This is a genomic window from Polaromonas sp. P3_A5, from assembly GCF_056403055.1.
On record NZ_JBFUGF010000001.1, the window covers coordinates 1,522,294 to 1,538,187 of the forward strand.

The following is a 15,894-nucleotide window of genomic DNA, read 5'->3' on the forward strand; positions in this document are numbered from 1 at the left end:
GTGCGGCCTTTTCCGGGTGCCACCCGTAGGGCTGGGGCTGCAAGGGGCGCCTCGCGTTGTTGCAGCCCTTGACCGGGGGATACCCCGGTCGGCGGCCTGCGCCTAGCGCTGCGCCCCTTGCAGCCCCAGCGCGGGGGCGATTTATATGATGACAGGCTCTAGCCCTCTTATACAATTGCTCCGGTCTGATTTTTGCTTGAGTTTCCTGGTTTTTACTTCCAAGTTTTAAGAGGAGTTACGGACATTATGAAAAAGCATCTTGGCTATCTGGCGATTTCAACCATCCTGGCAGCTATGCTGGCCGGTTGCGGTAAAAAAGAGGAGGCGCCTGTCGCGGCCACTCCGGCTCCCGCAGCCAGCGCACCCGCCGCTGCCCCCGCCGAAGAAAAGGTGCTCAATGTCTACAACTGGCCTGACTATGTCGCCAAGGACATGATCGCCAACTTCGAAAAAGAAACCGGCATCAAGGTCAACTACCAGACCTTCGAGAACAACGAAGCCCTGCATGCCAAGCTGGTGGCAGGCAACACCGGCTACGACATCGTGGTGCCCGGCGCTGTATTCGCCAAGCCGCAAATCGACGGCGGCCTGCTCTCCAAGCTCGACAAGTCCAAGGTCGCCAACTACGGCAACCTCGACCCCGCCATCATGGAAAAGCTGGGCACCATCGACCCGGGTAACGCCTACCTCGTCCCCTGGGCCTGGAGCTTCACCACGGTCGGCATCAACAAGGCCAAGGTGACCAAGGCGCTGGGCTCCACCCCCATGCCTGAAAACGCATGGGACCTGGTGTTCAACCCGGTCTACACCGCCAAGCTCAAATCCTGCGGTATTGCCTACCTCGACTCGCCAACCGAAGTGCTGCCGCCCGCCATGCATTACCTGGGAAAAAACGCCTATTCGAACGACCCGGCCGACCACAAGGCTGCGGCCGAAATGCTGGCCAAGGTGCGTCCGCACATCCGCATGTTCTCCAGCACCATGATTGACGACCTGGCCGGCGGCAAGGCCTGCGTGGCACTGGCCTGGGCCGGCGACATCAACATCGCCCGTGCCCGAGCCCTTGAAAACAAGAGCGGCAATGACGTCGAGGCCCTGTTGCCCAGCACCGGCGGCCTGATCTTCTTTGACACGCTGGCCATTCCGAAGGATGCCAAGCACCCGAACAACGCGCTGGCCTTCATCAACTACTCGCTGCGTCCCGAGGTATCTGCATCTCTGACCAACGAGCTGGGTTACGCCACCGCCAACAAGGCCAGCCTGGCCAACGTCAAGCCAGAGATCGCCAAGGACAAGGCGGTATTTCCCGATGCGGACAATCTGAAGAAAATGGTGTCTCCGGCCAGCTTCAGCAACGAAGCGCGTGAATCCATGAGCAATGTGTTCACGGCCTTCAAAAAAGGCAAGTGACGTTTTACTGATCTCTGGCAAGCGCTGATTTCAGTGTGAATCCGGCTGTGCATGCAATGCTTTGTGTGCGCAGCTTTTTTCTTGGTGAGAACCCCTGTTCATGAATCTACCCCTCCCGGCCGGTGACGGATTTTTGCGGACTGAGCAGCTGGTCAAGCGCTTTGATGGCGTGGCGGCGGTGGACGATGTGTCCCTGTCGATTCACAAGGGCGAAATCTTCGCGCTGCTCGGGAGCTCGGGTTGCGGCAAGTCGACCTTGCTGCGCATGCTGGCGGGTTTTGAAAAACCGACCGAAGGCTCGGTGATCCTGGACGGTGTGGACATCGCCTCTTTTCCGCCTTACGAACGGCCCATCAACATGATGTTCCAGTCGTACGCGCTCTTTCCCCATCTGACGGTGTGGGACAACATTGCCTTCGGACTCAAGCGCGAAGGCATGCCCAAGGGTGAGATCGAGGCGCGTGTGCAGGAGATGCTCAAGCTGGTCCAGCTGGAGACCTTTGCCAAACGCAAGCCGCACCAGCTCTCAGGCGGCCAGCAGCAACGTGTGGCCCTGGCGCGCAGCCTGGCCAAGCGGCCCCAGTTGCTGCTGCTCGATGAGCCGCTGGGCGCGCTCGACAAGAAGCTGCGCGAACGCACCCAGTTCGAACTGGTCAACATTCTTGAATCCGTGGGCGTCACCTGCGTGATGGTGACCCACGACCAGGAAGAGGCCATGGCCATGGCTTCCCGCATTGCCGTCATGAGCCACGGCCGCGTCCTGCAGGTCGGCACGCCAAAGGAAATTTACGAGCACCCCAATTGCCGGTTTGTGGCCGACTTCATCGGCAACGTCAACATGTTTGAAGGCGAGCTCACGCTGGACGAGGCGGACCGCTGTGAAGTCACGACGGAGCAGGGCGTGGTGAACGTGGGCCACGGCATCAGCGGCACGCTGGGGATGTCGGTGGCCATCGCGGTGCGGCCGGAGAAGATTCACATTGCCAAGACCCGTCCTGAGGTGAACGTCAACCTGTTCACCGGCAAGGTGCGGGAGATCGCTTACTTCGGCAGCTACAACACCTTCATTGTGGAAATGCCGGGCGGTCGCAGGGTGAAAATCACCGAGACCAACACCACGCGCCACGAGAGCTCCCTGATCACCTGGGAAGACGCGGTGTTCTTCTGGTGGGACGATTCGGCGCCCGTGGTGCTGACTCAATAAGCTGCTGCTGCGACGCCAAGCTATCTCACTACCGCGATGAAAATTCATTCCTGGCTTCAACTCAACCTGGGGCGGCGCTTCGTGATCGGCGTGCCTTATGTCTGGTTGCTGCTGTTCTTTGTGTTGCCTTTCCTGATCCTGTTGCGGATCAGTGTCACGGACATGGGCAATGGCGTGGATCCCTTCGCGCCGCTGATCGAGACGGTGCAGGGGTCCTGGCACGTCATGCTGCGCTACAACAACTATGCGTCCATCTTCATCGACAAGGCGGCCGATACGGCAGGCGGTTTTGGCAACACCATCTACATGGAGGCTTACAAGACCTCGCTGAAGTACGCCTTGCTCACCACGCTGTCTTGCCTGGTGATCGGCTATCCGTTTGCCTACTTCATCGCGCGCTCGCGGCCGGCGATTCGCCCGGCCTTGCTGATGATGGTCATGTTGCCGTTCTGGACGTCTTTCCTGCTGCGGGTCTATGCGTGGAAGGGCATCCTGGCCGATCAGGGCGTGCTCAATAACCTGCTGCTATCGCTGGGCATCATCCAGGAGCCGATGGTGATGCTCTACACCGACGTTTCCATGCTGGTCGGTATGACCTATGTGTACTGCCCCTTCATGATCCTGCCGCTTTACGCCAACCTGGTGAAGATGGATTTTCGTCTGCTGGAGGCTGCCCATGATCTGGGCGCCAGCGCCTGGAAGGCTTTCTGGCTGATCACTGTTCCACTCAGCAAGTCCGGGATCATCGCCGGTTCGATGCTGGTTTTCATCCCCAGCGTCGGCGAGTTCGTGATTCCGTCGCTGCTTGGGGGCGCTGAAAATATCATGATCGGCCGCGTGGTGTGGGACGAGATGTTCAGCAGCAACAACTGGCCGCGCGCATCCGCGCTGGCTGTCGTGATGATCCTCCTGATCCTGGTGCCGCTGGCGTTTTACTACCGCTCCAGCAGCGACCGCGATGCGCAAGGACGGCATTGACATGAAAAACGTGTTGAGACCAATCCTCCGGTTTTTTGAGAACAACGTCGGCCGGATCTGGATGGGCCTGGTATACCTGTTCCTGTACATTCCGCTCATCTTTCTCATCGTCTTTTCTTTCAACAGTACCCGGCAAGACGGTGTTTTCACCGGCTTTTCAACGCGCTGGTATGAGGCGCTGCTGTCGGACTCCCGGTTGGTGGAAGGATTTTTTCTGTCGCTCAAGGTGGCGCTGATCACCGGCACGCTGTCGGTGGTGCTCGGCAGCTTCGCTGCCTTTGTACTGGTTCGCTATTTGCGCTTTACCGGGCGTACGCTGTTCTACGGGTTGGTCAATGCGCCCCTGGTCATGCCCGAGGTCATCATCGGTCTGGCCCTGCTGCTGCTGATGGTGGCGGTGCAGCGCGCCATCGGCTGGCCGGACCGGGGTTTCATCACCATCGTGACGGGGCACACCTTGCTCGGCATGGCCTACGCCACGGTGGTCATCCAGTCGCGGCTCAGCGAAATGGACCGCACCCTGGAAGAAGCCGCCATGGACCTGGGTTGCCGGCCTGTGCAGGTGTTCTTTCTGGTGACTTTGCCCAGCATTGCGCCGGCGTTGGTATCGGCCTGGCTGCTCACCTTCACACTGTCGTTTGACGACGTCGTGATCTCCGAATTCTTGTCGGGGCCCGGCGTGACGACCTTGCCGCAGGTGATCTTCAGCTACGCCCGCCGCGGTGTGAACCCGTCGATTTACGCAGCGGCCACGATTTTGATCACGGTGGTGTCGTTGGGCATCATTGCCTACAGCATCTCCGTGATGCGCCGGCAAAAACGGCTGGACCGCGAAATCAGTGCGGCGGCTCGACCGGAACAGGCTTTCCCGGACCCCGCCCGGGCAAAGTAGCCAGCACGACGCCGGTCAGCGCGATGGCAAAAGCACCGATCTGGGTGCCATTGAGCTTTTCTCCCAGAACAATGACGCCGACCGCTGCGGCGCTGACCGGCAGCAATACGGTGAAAACGCCGGCCTGGTTCGCCGGAATCCTCCTGAGCCCGGTCATCCAGAGCCAGACCGTCCATACGCTGGCCGCGAGCGAATAAAACAGCAGCAACAGCCAGGCGGAGGGCGCCACCTTGCCAAAGTCAAATCCCCAGGCCATCCAGAGGCCGAAAGGGGTGACGAGGGCAAAGCCCCAGAGGTTGATCAGTGCGGTGATGCGTTTGGGGCTGAGTACGCCGGTCAGCTTCTTGCCGATCACGGCGTAGGCCGCCTCGCATAAAACCGCACCCACCAGCAGCAAATTGCCCAGCCAGGCATTTCTGTGTGCCAAATCGGCCTCCGGGCCAATGCTGACGGGCGCAACCAGCTCATTTTTTGATAGCGAAACAAGGCCAATGCCGACCACTGCGCAGGCTATAGCGCCCCATACGCGCGCACCGATGCGTTCCCGCAGGAAGAGCCAGCTCATCAGCGCAACGGCTGCCGGAATGGACGCCATGATCACACCGGCCGCAACCGCGCTGGTCATGCTCACGCCAAACAGCATGAAGATGGAAAACAGGAAATTGCCCAGAAAGGATTCGAGGAACAGCAGTCGGCCGGTTTGCCGGCTCATGGGGACTTCGCCTGCCGGTTTTTTCAGCCAGTGCAGCATGGCGCTGCCACCGATGCCAAAGCGCAGCCAGGCCAGCAAAAAGACGGGGAAGGCGATGACGAGGGGTTTGGAAAGCGCCACGTAGCTGCCAACGAGCGACATGCTGAGCGCCAGGCAGGCGTAAGCCACGATTCGGTTCATTAAACTGGAGACTCCTGTGGTGCGGGCCAGTGCGGGGCCTGCGTTTATACCGGCCGGGAACGGCCTGGCAGAGGTTGAAATCATGCCTTAATTTCAGTGGGGCATTGCCGGTTACACGCAGCCTGGACAGCCCACAATCCGATGACGACTCTCTGGCGACGACACTCAAACAATGCCTCAATCTCCTGTCCGTTATGTTTTTGTTTACGGCACCCTGCGCAAGGGTGAGCAGCGCGACATCAACCATTTGCAGCCGCCACCCCGCTGGATAGGGCGCGCCAGCGTGGCAGGCGTGATGCACCATCTGGGTAGCTATCCGGGCCTGACGCTGACCGGACCGGGAACCGTGCAGGGAGAGGTGTATGCGGTGGCGCCCGAGCTGGAGCGTGTGCTGGATGAAATCGAGGAGGTCTGGCCGCAGCAGACCGGTGAATACACCAAGCGCGAAGTGGCGGTGCAACTTGAGCCGGTATCCGGGTCTGGTCAACCGGAGCGCGCGCGGGAACTGGTGTGTTTCCTCTATGAGATCGCCCCCGAACGGATTCACGGCAAACCGGTGATTACGCTGGGCGACTGGGTGTTGCATCGAACCGGCGGCGCCAGCTGAGTCGTTCGCAAAGGGCTTCAGGACCCTGAGAGGAGGCAGGGGCTGATGTGCGCGCTGACCACCGATGCAAGCCGCCCTTCACATTTCATCATTCAATAAATTGATTCCGTAATGTGGAATCAACAAATGCTGCAGTGCAAAATTATTTCTCAATATGAGAGATAGAATTTTATATTACGATAAGTTAAATAAATATCGTTGATTTTATTGAATTTTATTTTTGTCTTATATAAGACATAAGAGCTTCACAAGGTCTTGTAGAAGACTTAAAGTTGATCCATCGAATTCGCCATTTCTTTTTTTCAACCTACGGAGCCCACCATGCCGCAAACCCTGACCGAACAATTGAGCCGCGACCAGCAAATTTCCGCCCTGGAAAAAGACTGGGCCACCAACCCGCGCTGGAAAGGCATCAAGCGCGGCTACAGCGCCGCCGACGTGGTGCGCCTGCGCGGATCCTTCCCGATCGAGCACACGCTGGCCCGCCGCGGCGCCGAAAAACTGTGGGATCTGCTGCACAACGAGCCCTACGTCAACTGCCTCGGTGCCCTGACAGGCGGCCAGGCCATGCAGCAGGTCAAGGCCGGCGTCAAAGCCATCTATCTGTCGGGCTGGCAAGTTGCTGCCGACAACAACAGCTACTCCGCCATGTACCCGGACCAGTCCCTGTACCCGGTGGACTCGGTGCCCAAGGTCGTTGAAACCATCAACAACACCTTCCGCCGTGCGGACGAAATCCAGCACTCCAAAGGCATTGATGCCGGCGACAAAGACTACATCGACTACTTCGCACCCATCGTGGCGGATGCCGAAGCCGGTTTCGGCGGTGTTCTGAATGCCTTCGAACTGATGAAGGCCATGATCAAGTCCGGCGCCGGCGGCGTGCACTGGGAAGACCAATTGGCTTCCGTCAAGAAGTGCGGCCACATGGGCGGCAAGGTCTTGCTGCCCACCCGCGAGTCCTGCCAGAAGCTGATTGCCGCGCGTATGGCGGCCGACGTCTGCGGCGTGCCCACGCTGGTGATTGCCCGTACCGATGCCGAAGCCGCCGATTTGCTGACTTCCGACTACGACGAGATCGACAAACCTTTCCTGACGGGTGAGCGTACCGCCGAAGGCTTCTACAAGACGCGCAAGGGTCTGGAGCAGGCTGTCGCCCGCGCTAACGCCTATGCCCACTACGCCGACCTGGTGTGGTGCGAAACCGGCACGCCTGACCTCGACTTCGCAAAGAAATTCGCCGATGCCGTGCACAAGGTTCACCCAGGCAAGATGCTGGCCTACAACTGCTCACCGTCTTTCAATTGGAAGAAAAACCTCGACGATGCCACCATCGCCAAGTTCCAGCGTGAGCTCGGCGCCATGGGATACAAGTACCAGTTCATCACGTTGGCTGGCATTCACTCCATGTGGTACAACATGTACGACCTGTCGCAAGACTACGTCAAGCGCGGCATGACGGCTTACATCGAGAAGGTGCAGGAGCCCGAATTCGCAGCACGTGACCGCGGCTACACCTTTGTGTCGCACCAGCAGGAAGTTGGCACTGGGTACTTCGATGAAGTGACCACCGCCATTCAGGGCGGCAAATCCAGCGTGACCGCACTGACCGGCTCTACCGAAGAAGAGCAGTTCCACTGATCTCACCTGACCGACGATTACCCAGACGCTTGCGCCCTTGAAGCGCAGCTTTTCAGCCTGGACAGGACCTAGGGCCTGTCCGGGCTTTTTTACGGGCGTTTTTTAGCGTAGAGTGCAGTTTGTTACATAAAACACAAGATGTGCATCATTAACCGGAGGAGGTTGCCGTGTCGGAATTAACCGTGGGTTTCAAGCGTGTTCCCTGTCCCGATTGCAATGGCACCGGCGAACTGCGCATTGAAAGCGAAAACATCAATGAGCATTTTGAAGTCGAAAAACAAACGGTGATTACCGAATGTCCGCGTTGCCTTGGTCTGGGATTTTTGCCGCCGGCTTCGCCTCAATAGGACTTTGTGGCGCGAGGCGAACAGGTGGCCGGCGAGCCATCTGCAAGCTGCCGTAAAATAGCCGCATGCAATCAATCAAGCTGGAAACAGGAAGGATCGTTCGGGTTATGACACCGCGAACTACGCCCTCGTCCGTTTTCTGGAGTCATCCAGGGCGCTAGTCCGCACCCCTTGGTGATTGTTAGCTACTGATTTCATAGCTTAAATCCATATCCCCCTATCAAAGCGCGGCAGGTTCCGCGCTTTTTTGTTTTTTCTGATTTCAGCCTGCTTATAGAAGTTATTCCCATGATTCAAATCACGCTCCCCGATGCTTCCAAGCGCGAATACCCCCAGGCCATTACGGTGGCCGAAGTCGCTGCCTCAATCGGCACCGGCCTGGCCAAAGCGGCCCTAGGCGGCAAAGTTGACGGCAAAGTGGTCGACACCAGCTATCTGATTGATAAGGACAGCTCGGTTTCCATCATCACAGCCAAGGACGCCGATGGACTGGACATGATCCGTCACTCGACAGCCCACTTGCTGGCCTACGCCGTCAAGGAACTGTTCCCGGATGCGCAGGTCACCATAGGCCCGGTGATTGAAAACGGGTTTTTCTACGATTTCTCCTACAAGCGCCCCTTCACGCCGGAAGACCTGGTGGCGATCGAAAAGCGCATGACCGAGCTTGCCGCCAGGGACGAGCCGGTGACCCGCCGTGTGCTGCCACGCGATGAAGCCGTGGCGCATTTCAAGAGCATAGGCGAGCATTACAAGGCGGAAATCATTGCGAGCATTCCCGCCAATGAGGATGTGTCGCTCTACCGCGAAGGTGCTTTTGAAGACCTGTGCCGCGGCCCCCACGTGCCCAGCACGGGCAAGCTGAAGTTCTTCAAGCTCATGAAGGTGGCCGGTGCCTACTGGCGCGGCGATCACCGCAATGAAATGCTGCAGCGCGTTTACGGCACGGCCTGGGCCACGAAGGACGAACTCCAGCAGTACCTCACGATGCTGGAGGAGGCTGAAAAGCGCGACCACCGCAAGCTCGGCAAGGAACTGGACCTGTTTCACATCGACGACCATGCGCCCGGCCTGGTGTTCTGGCACCCCAAAGGCTGGACGGTCTGGCAGGGCGTCGAGCAGTACATGCGCAAGGTCTACCAGGACAACGGCTACCAGGAGGTCAAGGGCCCCCAGATCATCGACAAGACGCTGTGGGAAAAAACCGGCCATTGGGACAAGTACCGTGACAACATGTTCACGACCGAGAGCGAAAAGCGCGAATATGCGCTCAAGCCCATGAACTGCCCCGGCCATATCCTGATCTTCAAGCAGGGCATTAAAAGCTACCGCGACCTGCCGCTGCGCTACGGCGAGTTCGGCCAGTGCCACCGCAACGAGCCTTCGGGCGGGTTGCACGGCATCATGCGCGTGCGCGGCTTCACGCAGGACGACGGCCATATCTTCTGCACCGAAGATCAGATCCTGAAGGAATGCGTGGACTACACGACCTTGCTGCAGAAGGTGTACACAGATTTCGGCTTCAAGAACATCATCTACAAGGTCGCCACGCGCCCCGAGGCTCGCATCGGCTCGGACGAAAGCTGGGACAAGGCTGAGCATGCGCTGATGGAAAGCCTGCGCGCGTCCGGCTGCGAATTTGAAATCGCCCCCGGCGACGGCGCTTTTTACGGCCCGAAGATCGAATACACGCTCAAAGACGCCATCGGCCGCCAGTGGCAATGCGGCACCATGCAGGTCGATTTCTCCATGCCGGAGCGGCTGGATGCCGAATATGTGGGCGAAGACGGTAACCGTCACCGGCCTGTAATGCTGCACCGCGCGATTGTGGGCAGCCTGGAGCGTTTTATCGGGATTTTGATCGAGGAACACGCCGGCGCGCTACCAGTCTGGCTGGCCCCCGAGCAGGTTTCGGTCCTCAATATCACCGATTCCCAGGCTGAATATGCCCGGGAAGTTGCCAAAACACTGCAAAATCAAGGGCTTAGGGTCAATCTGGACCTGCGCAACGAGAAAATTACGTATAAAATACGGGAGCACTCGATGAAAAAGCTGCCGTATATCCTTGTCGTAGGCGACAAGGAGAAAGCGGCAGGTGCCGTTGCAGTGCGCGCCCGGGGTAACAAAGACCTTGGAGTGATGCCTCTCGAAGCCTTCGCTGAAACGATCGCTTCCGACATCGCGAAAAAAGCCTGATTTTTAACAAAATTGTTGATGAATTTGGCCTGTCGTCCTTACAGGACGGGCGCAAGCAGCTATAGCTTTTATAGCAAGAGTTAAAGGATAGAACCATCGCTACTGAATTTCGTGACCGCCGTCACCGTGAAGAACGCAAGCATCGCTTGAACCGTGAAATCATGGCCCCTGAAGTACGTCTGAGCGGGCCAGACAATGAGCCGCTGGGCATTGTCAGCATCACCGAGGCTTTGCGCCTTGCGGGTGAGGCCGATGTGGACCTCGTCGAAATCTCCCCCACAGCGGTTCCACCGGTGTGCCGGTTGATGGATTACGGCAAGTTCAAGTACGCCGAGCAGAAGAAGGCGGCGGAAGCGAAGTCCAAGCAAAAAGTGATCGAGATCAAGGAAATCAAATTCCGGCCCGGCACTGACGATGGGGACTACAACATCAAACTGCGCAATATCAAGCGCTTTTTGGAAGAAGGCGACAAATGCAAGATTACCTTGCGTTTTCGCGGTCGCGAAATCACGCACCAGGAACTGGGCTTGGCCCTGCTGGCGCGTATTCGTGATGAGTTGGCCGATTTGATTGTGGTGGAGCAGTTCCCCAAGCTTGAAGGCAGGCAGATGGTCATGATGATCGCGCCGGGCCGTAAAAAGCCGGGTGCTGCCAAACCGGCAGCCGAGACGGCCCCGGCACCGTCCGCAGCCTGAGGCTGGCGAGCAGAGGGTAAAGATAAGGGGCGCTTTGCGGCGTTCCGGTGAAAGCAGGTGCAAGCCGGCTTTCCAAAAGCAGAAGGGTCAAACCTTTTGCGAGCAGTGAGAAGTCGCAAGATTTCCCGCTTAACAAGTGTCTCGGGGCCATCAAGTCTGCGGAAGGTTCGCAGCGCCTCACGAGCACAAATGAAAAGGAGCATTTACATGCCCAAAATGAAGACCAAGAGCGGCGCTAAAAAGCGTTTCCGCGTTCGTCCGGGTGGTACCGTCAAGCGCGGCCAAGCCTTCAAACGTCACATCCTGACCAAGAAGACCACCAAAAACAAACGCCATCTGCGTGGTGCGGTGACTGTTCATGAGACCAATATGGGTCACATGGCACAGATGCTCCCAGGCCAGGGCATTTAATTAACGACGAACAAGGAGTACACACATGCCTCGCGTCAAACGTGGTGTAACGGCTCGCGCCCGCCACAAAAAAGTTTTAGCCCTTGCAAAAGGTTTCCGCGGCCGCCGCGGCAATGTCTTCCGTATCGCCAAAGAAGCGGTAATGAAGGCTGGGCAATATGCCTACCGTGACCGCCGTACCAAGAAACGCGTGTTCCGCCAGTTGTGGATCGCCCGTATCAACGCTGCAAGCCGTTCCTTCGGCTTGACCTACAGCCAGTTTGCTAACGGCCTGAAGAAAGCCGGTATCGAGATCGACCGCAAGGTTCTGTCCGACATGGCCATTCATGACAGCGCTGCTTTCGGCGCCATCGTTGAACAGGTGAAAGCCAAGCTGGCTGCCTGATTTTCAAGCCGGGCAGTGTTGGTGCTATTAAATCAATAGCTGCTTGCGCACGAAAATAAAGGGCTGGGGCTTGAAAAGGCTCTGGCCCTTTTTCATGGCCCTTACTGCAGTACTCACGGAACAGAAGTGCTGCTGAAAGCGCCTTCGCTGTTTTGTATTTCGAACAAGAGAACGTATGACTCAACCCGATGCCCTCCAAGAACTGGTTAGCAGCGCCCAGGCCAGTTTTACGCAGGCGAACACGCCCGCCGACCTGGAAAACGCCAAGGCGCAGTTCCTGGGAAAAACCGGCCGCGTCACGGAGTTGATGAAAGGCATGGCAGCGCTCAGCGTCGAAGAGAAGAAGTCCCGTGGCGCCGCTATCAACCTCGCCAAACAGGCGATTGAAACCGCGTTGACCGAGCGCCGGCAGGCGCTGGCCGACGCCGAACTGCAAAAGCAGCTCAAGGCGGAAGCGCTCGACGTGAGCCTGCCCGGCCGTCAGCGCACGCAGGGCGGCTTGCATCCGGTGTCACTGACGCTGGAGCGCATTGAAGGTATTTTTGGCTCGATGGGTTTCGATGTGGCCCAAGGCCCTGAAATCGAGACGGACTGGTTCAATTTCACTGCGCTCAATACGCCCGAAGACCATCCAGCGCGTTCGATGCATGACACGTTTTATGTCGAGGGCGGCACCGAGGCCGCGCCCAATCTCCTGCGCACCCACACCAGCCCCATGCAGATCCGCTATGCGGTCCAGCATGTCAAGAAGCACCGCGCGCTCATCGACGCAGGCGGCCGTATGCCCGAGATACGCGTCATCGCACCGGGTCGCACCTACCGTGTCGACAGCGATGCCACGCACTCGCCCATGTTTCACCAGTGCGAAGGCCTGTGGATAGGCGAGAACGTAAGCTTCAAGGATCTCAAATTCGTCTTCACTGATTTCTGCCGTACTTTCTTCGAAAGCGATGACCTGGTGCTGCGCTTTCGCCCCAGCTTTTTCCCGTTCACGGAACCCAGCGCCGAGATCGACATCCAGTTCCAGACCGGCCCGCTCGCCGGCCGCTGGCTGGAAGTGGCCGGCTCTGGCCAGGTGCACCCGAATGTGGTGCGCAACATGGGGCTGGACCCCGAGAAATACATCGGCTTTGCCTTCGGCATGGGCCCTGACCGCCTGACCATGCTGCGCTACGGCGTCAACGACCTGCGTCTCTTCTTCGACGGCGACATCCGCTTCCTCTCCCAGTTTCAGTCCTGAAATAACAAGAACAAGAAAACAAGGTTAGACCATGCAATTCCCAGAATCCTGGTTGCGCGAATTCTGCAACCCGCCTTTGACGACCCAGCAGCTCGCCGACACACTCACCATGGCCGGCCTGGAGGTCGAAGAACTCAAGCCGGTGGCACCTCCGTTCACCAGGATTGTTGTTGGTGAAATCAAGGAAGCCGTCCAACACCCGGATGCCGATCGCCTGCGCGTCTGCCAGGTCGACGTGGGGCAGGGCAGCCTGCTCAACATCGTTTGCGGTGCGCCCAACGCCCGCGTCGGCATCAAGGTGCCATGTGCCCTGGTCGGCGCCGAGTTGCCTCCCGGTGAAGACGGCAAGCCCTTCCTGATCAAGGTCGGCAAACTGCGCGGCGTGGAAAGCCAGGGCATGCTGTGCTCGGCGCGCGAACTCAAGCTCTCTGAAGACCACGGCGGCCTGCTCGAACTGGTGGCCGATGCGCCGCTGGGCCAGGACATCCGCGAGCATTTGAAGCTCGACGACACCCTGTTCACCCTCAAGCTCACGCCCAACCTGGCGCATTGCCTGAGCGTCTACGGTGTTGCGCGCGAAGTCGCTGCGCTCACGGGTGCACCGCTGAAGACGCCGGCCATTCCCGCCGTGGCTGCCGCCGACACCGCGAAACTGCCGGTGAAGATCAGCGCGCCCGATTTGTGCGGCCGCTTTTCCGGCCGCGTGGTGCGCAACGTCAATACGAAAGCTGCCACACCACAATGGATGGTCGATCGCCTGGTGCGCTGCGGCCAGCGCAGCGTGACGGCGCTGGTGGACATCTCCAACTACGTGATGTTCGAGCTGGGCCGTCCCTCGCACATCTTTGACCTCGAAAAAATCCATGGCGGGCTCGATGTCCGCTGGGGCAAGTCCGGCGAGACGCTCAAGCTGCTTAACGGCAATACCGTGACGGTTGACGAAAAGGTCGGCGTGATTGCCGACAACGCGCAGGTGGAGTCGCTGGCCGGCATCATGGGCGGCGATGCGACCGCCGTCTCGGACGACACGAAACATGTCTACGTCGAAGCCGCCTTCTGGTGGCCCAAGGCCATCGCTGGTCGCTCGCGCCGTTATAACTTCTCGACCGACGCAGGCCACCGTTTTGAGCGAGGCGTTGATCCCGGGCAGACCGTCGAGCACATCGAGCGCATCACCCAACTGATCATCGATATCTGCGGCACACCGGAAACGGTGTGCGGCCCCATGGATGACCAGCAGGTTAACGTTCCCAAAGCGGTGCCAGTCACTTTGCGGGTGGCGCGTGCAGCCAAGGTGATCGGCATGCCGCTCACACAGGCTCAATGCCTCGATGCGCTCCAGCGCCTCGGCCTGCCGGTGACGCAGGGCGAGGGCACGTTGACCGTGACACCACCCAGCTACCGCTTTGATCTGCAGATTGAAGAAGATCTCATTGAAGAAGTGGTGCGCATGGTGGGCTACAACCAGCTTCCCGAGACGCCGCCGCTGGCCCCCATCACCGCCAGGTTGCGCGCTGAAGCCGAACGCAGCCCCTTTGGCGTGCGTCGCGCCCTGGCGTCACTGGGTTACCAGGAAACCATTAACTTCAGCTTCGTGGAAGAGCGCTGGGAGCATGAGCTTGCCGATAATCCCAACCCCATCAAGCTGCTCAATCCCATCGCCAGCCAGATGAGCGTGATGCGTTCCTCGTTGCTGGGCTCGCTCCTGCAGGTGCTCAAGTTCAACCTGGATCGCAAGGCGCCCCGCGTGAACGTGTTTGAACTGGGCCGCGTTTTCCTGCGTGACGCAGATGTCCAGAATACCGATACCACCGTGGCCGGCTTCAACCAGCCCATGCGTGTGGCTGGCTTGGCCTATGGCCCGCGGGCGGCACTGAACTGGAGCCAGCCTGACAAGGGGGTGGATTTTTTCGACATCAAGGGCGACGTGGAGGCTTTGCTCGCGCCGCTTCAGGCTGTCTTTTCGCCTGCGGCGCACCCCGCCATGCACCCCGGCCGCTGCGCGAGCGTGTCTGTAGGCGGCAAGTCGATCGGCTTTGTGGGCGAGCTGCACCCGCAGTGGCGCCAGGGCTACGACCTGGCCCAGGCGCCACTCCTGTTTGAGCTGGAACTGGATGCCGTGCTGCAACGGCCGGTGCCCGAGTTCAAGCCGGTCAGCAAGCTACAGCCGGTAGAGCGTGATATCGCCGTCATCGTGGCGGAGGGTGTCAGCCATGCCGCGCTGATGTCGGCCATCCATGGCGCCAATACGAAAGGCCTGCTCAAGGGGGCAACGCTGTTTGACGTCTATCGGCCGCAGCAGGCAAGCGCGAGCATGCAGCTCGGCGAAAAAAGCCTGGCCGTGCGCTTGGTGCTTTCGAGCGGCGCCGCTACACTGACAGACGAGGAGATTGAGGCGGCCGTTCAGTCGGTGCTCGACAATCTGCAAGGTCAGTTGGGTGCCCGCTTGCGGGCCTGACCTTTCACGAATACCGCTCACAATAAAAGTCGCCAGGAGTACCGTTGCATGGATTTTTCTGTAGAAAGCCTGGAAACCCCGGCGCTGACAAAGGCGCATCTGGCCGAGTTGCTGTTTGAACAGATCGGGCTCAACAAACGCGAATCAAAGGACATGATTGACGCGTTTTTCGACTTGATCTCGGACAGCCTGGTGGACGGAAATGACGTGAAAATTTCCGGATTTGGCAATTTCCAGATTCGCACCAAAGCACCTCGCCCCGGCCGCAACCCCCGCACCGGAGAAGCCATTCCCATCGAGGCTCGCAGGGTGGTGACATTTCATGCCAGCCACAAGCTCAAAGACCAGATCCAGGGCGAAACTGTTGCCGAATAAGTACTAAACCCGGTGGCTTCGTCCGCCGGGTTTACGTATCCGGGTAGGTGTTTGTAATTAAATGTCACCTGTGTGACGGAACAACACATCCCAAAAAACCGGCGCAACTCTTTGCGCTAAGTTTCGACTTAGAGTAGATTTGGAGGTTTCCTCCTTAGCGCAT

The 15,894-nt window shown here is 58.8% G+C and carries 15 protein-coding genes; 14 read left to right on the top strand and 1 reads right to left on the bottom strand.

Features of this window, described 5'->3' with window-relative positions:
- Positions 1-246 precede the first annotated feature (246 nt).
- From AC1DU8_RS07305 to AC1DU8_RS07320, 4 genes are all read left to right on the top strand, one after another.
- Positions 247-1,410: an extracellular solute-binding protein gene (locus AC1DU8_RS07305; protein ID WP_457280339.1), complete on the top strand. Its 1,164-nt coding sequence runs from the start codon at positions 247-249 to the stop codon at positions 1,408-1,410.
- 100 nt (positions 1,411-1,510) lie between these two features.
- Entirely contained in the window at positions 1,511-2,614 is a 1,104-nt protein-coding gene (locus AC1DU8_RS07310) for an ABC transporter ATP-binding protein (RefSeq protein WP_457280340.1), read from the top strand.
- 36 nt (positions 2,615-2,650) lie between these two features.
- On the top strand, positions 2,651-3,592 hold the full coding sequence (locus AC1DU8_RS07315) for an ABC transporter permease (RefSeq protein WP_457280341.1): 942 nt from the start codon (positions 2,651-2,653) through the stop codon (positions 3,590-3,592).
- Positions 3,593-3,653: 61 nt separating this feature from the next.
- A complete protein-coding gene (locus AC1DU8_RS07320; protein WP_457280967.1) occupies positions 3,654-4,484 on the top strand; it encodes an ABC transporter permease in 831 nt (276 codons plus the stop codon).
- On the opposite strand, the gene AC1DU8_RS07325 is transcribed toward AC1DU8_RS07320, so the two are convergent.
- Positions 4,429-5,376, bottom strand: coding sequence for a DMT family transporter (locus AC1DU8_RS07325; RefSeq protein WP_477726594.1), 948 nt, complete (start codon positions 5,374-5,376; stop codon positions 4,429-4,431). The two genes, AC1DU8_RS07320 and AC1DU8_RS07325, sit on opposite strands and share 56 nt — an antisense overlap.
- A 172-nt stretch (positions 5,377-5,548) precedes the next feature.
- On the opposite strand from AC1DU8_RS07325, the gene AC1DU8_RS07330 reads away from it, so the two are divergent.
- The 10 genes from AC1DU8_RS07330 to AC1DU8_RS07375 all read left to right on the top strand — a co-directional run bounded on the left by AC1DU8_RS07330 (position 5,549) and on the right by AC1DU8_RS07375 (position 15,731).
- Positions 5,549-5,983 (top strand): gamma-glutamylcyclotransferase family protein, encoded by a 435-nt coding sequence (locus AC1DU8_RS07330; protein WP_457280343.1) that lies wholly within the window; start codon positions 5,549-5,551, stop codon positions 5,981-5,983.
- Positions 5,984-6,304: 321 nt separating this feature from the next.
- Positions 6,305-7,624 (top strand): isocitrate lyase, encoded by a 1,320-nt coding sequence (gene aceA, locus AC1DU8_RS07335; RefSeq protein ID WP_457280344.1) that lies wholly within the window; start codon positions 6,305-6,307, stop codon positions 7,622-7,624.
- Positions 7,625-7,791: 167 nt separating this feature from the next.
- The gene (locus tag AC1DU8_RS07340) at positions 7,792-7,971 is read left to right on the top strand and encodes a hypothetical protein (RefSeq protein WP_431095808.1); all 180 of its coding nucleotides are present in this window, start codon (positions 7,792-7,794) and stop codon (positions 7,969-7,971) included.
- Positions 7,972-8,259: 288 nt separating this feature from the next.
- Entirely contained in the window at positions 8,260-10,167 is a 1,908-nt protein-coding gene (gene thrS, locus AC1DU8_RS07345) for a threonine--tRNA ligase (RefSeq protein ID WP_457280345.1), read from the top strand.
- 95 nt (positions 10,168-10,262) lie between these two features.
- Positions 10,263-10,862 (top strand): translation initiation factor IF-3, encoded by a 600-nt coding sequence (gene infC / locus AC1DU8_RS07350; protein WP_457280968.1) that lies wholly within the window; start codon positions 10,263-10,265, stop codon positions 10,860-10,862.
- Positions 10,863-11,069: 207 nt separating this feature from the next.
- Positions 11,070-11,273, top strand: coding sequence for a 50S ribosomal protein L35 (gene rpmI, locus AC1DU8_RS07355; protein WP_007870723.1), 204 nt, complete (start codon positions 11,070-11,072; stop codon positions 11,271-11,273).
- A 25-nt stretch (positions 11,274-11,298) separates the two neighbouring features.
- A complete protein-coding gene (gene rplT / locus AC1DU8_RS07360) occupies positions 11,299-11,658 on the top strand; it encodes a 50S ribosomal protein L20 (RefSeq protein WP_348046678.1) in 360 nt (119 codons plus the stop codon).
- A gap of 175 nt (positions 11,659-11,833) precedes the next feature.
- Positions 11,834-12,898, top strand: a complete 1,065-nt coding sequence (pheS, locus tag AC1DU8_RS07365; RefSeq protein ID WP_457280346.1) for a phenylalanine--tRNA ligase subunit alpha — start codon at positions 11,834-11,836, stop codon at positions 12,896-12,898.
- A gap of 31 nt (positions 12,899-12,929) precedes the next feature.
- A complete protein-coding gene (pheT, locus tag AC1DU8_RS07370; protein ID WP_477726595.1) occupies positions 12,930-15,356 on the top strand; it encodes a phenylalanine--tRNA ligase subunit beta in 2,427 nt (808 codons plus the stop codon).
- Between the two features lie 48 nt (positions 15,357-15,404).
- Positions 15,405-15,731 carry an integration host factor subunit alpha gene (locus tag AC1DU8_RS07375; RefSeq protein WP_457280348.1) on the top strand — a complete coding sequence of 109 codons (327 nt, stop codon included), beginning with the start codon at positions 15,405-15,407 and terminating at the stop codon, positions 15,729-15,731.
- Positions 15,732-15,894 lie beyond the last annotated feature (163 nt).

What these genes read in the sequence shown, in the direction of transcription:
- AC1DU8_RS07305 (WP_457280339.1), top strand. Translation starts at nt 247, where the DNA reads ATGAAAAAGCATCTTGGCTATCTGGCGATTTCAACCATCCTGGCAGCT.
- AC1DU8_RS07310 (WP_457280340.1), top strand. Translation starts at nt 1,511, where the DNA reads ATGAATCTACCCCTCCCGGCCGGTGACGGATTTTTGCGGACTGAGCAG.
- AC1DU8_RS07315 (WP_457280341.1), top strand. Translation starts at nt 2,651, where the DNA reads ATGAAAATTCATTCCTGGCTTCAACTCAACCTGGGGCGGCGCTTCGTG.
- AC1DU8_RS07320 (WP_457280967.1), top strand. Translation starts at nt 3,654, where the DNA reads ATGGGCCTGGTATACCTGTTCCTGTACATTCCGCTCATCTTTCTCATC.
- AC1DU8_RS07325 (WP_477726594.1), bottom strand. Translation starts at nt 5,376, where the DNA reads ATGAACCGAATCGTGGCTTACGCCTGCCTGGCGCTCAGCATGTCGCTC.
- AC1DU8_RS07330 (WP_457280343.1), top strand. Translation starts at nt 5,549, where the DNA reads ATGCCTCAATCTCCTGTCCGTTATGTTTTTGTTTACGGCACCCTGCGC.
- aceA (WP_457280344.1), top strand. Translation starts at nt 6,305, where the DNA reads ATGCCGCAAACCCTGACCGAACAATTGAGCCGCGACCAGCAAATTTCC.
- thrS (WP_457280345.1), top strand. Translation starts at nt 8,260, where the DNA reads ATGATTCAAATCACGCTCCCCGATGCTTCCAAGCGCGAATACCCCCAG.
- rpmI (WP_007870723.1), top strand. Translation starts at nt 11,070, where the DNA reads ATGCCCAAAATGAAGACCAAGAGCGGCGCTAAAAAGCGTTTCCGCGTT.
- rplT (WP_348046678.1), top strand. Translation starts at nt 11,299, where the DNA reads ATGCCTCGCGTCAAACGTGGTGTAACGGCTCGCGCCCGCCACAAAAAA.
- pheS (WP_457280346.1), top strand. Translation starts at nt 11,834, where the DNA reads ATGACTCAACCCGATGCCCTCCAAGAACTGGTTAGCAGCGCCCAGGCC.
- pheT (WP_477726595.1), top strand. Translation starts at nt 12,930, where the DNA reads ATGCAATTCCCAGAATCCTGGTTGCGCGAATTCTGCAACCCGCCTTTG.
- AC1DU8_RS07375 (WP_457280348.1), top strand. Translation starts at nt 15,405, where the DNA reads ATGGATTTTTCTGTAGAAAGCCTGGAAACCCCGGCGCTGACAAAGGCG.